The organism is Lactobacillus xujianguonis, from assembly GCF_004009905.1.
GTDB lineage: Bacteria > Bacillota > Bacilli > Lactobacillales > Lactobacillaceae > Lactobacillus > Lactobacillus xujianguonis.
Genome location: NZ_ML136943.1, coordinates 1 through 1,212 on the forward strand (window position 1 = coordinate 1; position 1,212 = coordinate 1,212).

General features: G+C 41.3%; 4 protein-coding genes. All 4 read right to left on the reverse strand.

All coding sequences use genetic code 11. The features are described from left to right. Positions 1-105: 105 nt before the first annotated feature. Complete coding sequence (locus tag EJK17_RS11220; RefSeq protein ID WP_103662700.1) at positions 106-366, reverse strand: hypothetical protein; 261 nt, start codon at positions 364-366, stop codon at positions 106-108. Beyond that, positions 359-727, reverse strand: coding sequence for a hypothetical protein (locus EJK17_RS11225; protein ID WP_103662699.1), 369 nt, complete (start codon positions 725-727; stop codon positions 359-361). Before EJK17_RS11225 ends, EJK17_RS11220 begins: the two co-directional genes overlap by 8 nt. A 19-nt stretch (positions 728-746) precedes the next feature. After that, positions 747-896, reverse strand: a complete 150-nt coding sequence (locus EJK17_RS11585) for a hypothetical protein (protein ID WP_168180823.1) — start codon at positions 894-896, stop codon at positions 747-749. Next, on the reverse strand, positions 883-1,212 hold a 330-nt coding region (locus EJK17_RS11590; RefSeq protein WP_168180826.1), incomplete at its 5' end, for a hypothetical protein. The genes EJK17_RS11585 and EJK17_RS11590, both read right to left, overlap by 14 nt.

Genomic DNA, 1,212 nt, shown 5'->3' on the forward strand with positions numbered 1-1,212 from the left:
GCCCAACTAAGATAGTCAAGTCCCATTTTCTTTTTCAAATATTGTTTAACGTCAATTTTTGATAGAGTTTCGTAAACGCTCTTTTTTTCTTCTTTGGTTGTCTTCTCAGTCATTGTTTACCACCTTTGCCTTTAATGCTTTGTCTCTTACATCGCGGATAGCGTCTTCTATCACGCTATCCAATAAATTTGATATGACTTGTTCTGGCGTACCGCTATAGGCAGTAGGCAAGCCCTGTTTTAAGCCTTTGAGGAACTTAATACCCTTGTCATAAGTGCCACAAGTCAATGCTTCATTAACTAGTTCTTGTTTGTAGGTTTCTGCTTCATCTTCTAAGCGGTCCTGCCATTTTATGAAGTTATTCATCGTAAAGGTCTCCTAATCTGTCAGATGAGTATCTATCCAAGATAAATTCTTCTAAATCATCAGCATATTCTTGATAGTCATCTAAAAAATCGCCGTGATTAGGACTTGGTGTATCATAGCCCATCTCATCTGACAGAGCGTTTAAATCATAATCGTGTTCACTTAAACGCCAGTGCAAGAACTCGCTTGCACTTTCAAAGCCATAGTCATAATCAAAGCCATCTTCGCAGATAATGGCTTCGCAGTTTGGTAAGTAAACAATGATGGCATCAGGATCACTTAATGCGAGTTCTCTCATTGCTTCTGCACTCTGTTGATACTTAACTTCTTTCATTTGATCTTTAGTTAATGGTTGTAACATGGTATAATCTCCTTAGTGTTTATTTTTGAGAGCCGTCCACTTCTTGGTGGTCGGCTTTTTGTTTTGCTGCGAAAAGTTGGCTTGTCGTGCCTACCGCGTTACTTGCAGCAAACAACAGCTTATCCAATTGACTGTTAGCACGTCGGCTGTAGCATTTAATCTGCGTCATCGTTATCACCGCCGTGAAGCAAGTCTCTAATGGCTTTGAAAAAGTCCTTGCCAACGTCGCCAGCTGTCGTATATGGCTTGTCGTCGTCCTTATTACCTTTGTCCAAGTCCATGTCATTAACCAGTGCGTCAAGTGCTGCTGATTTCTGCTGGTCTTCCGGTAGCTTGCTGATTTCTTCGGTCACTTTTTCGAGCGCGTACTTTAAGTAAGCGCCCATCACAAACGGGTTACCTTGTGCGTCCATGATCAATTTAGCGCCGTCTCTGACAATAACCACATAGGTCTTGTCATTCTTAACTGCGTCTTCCAAAGCTTT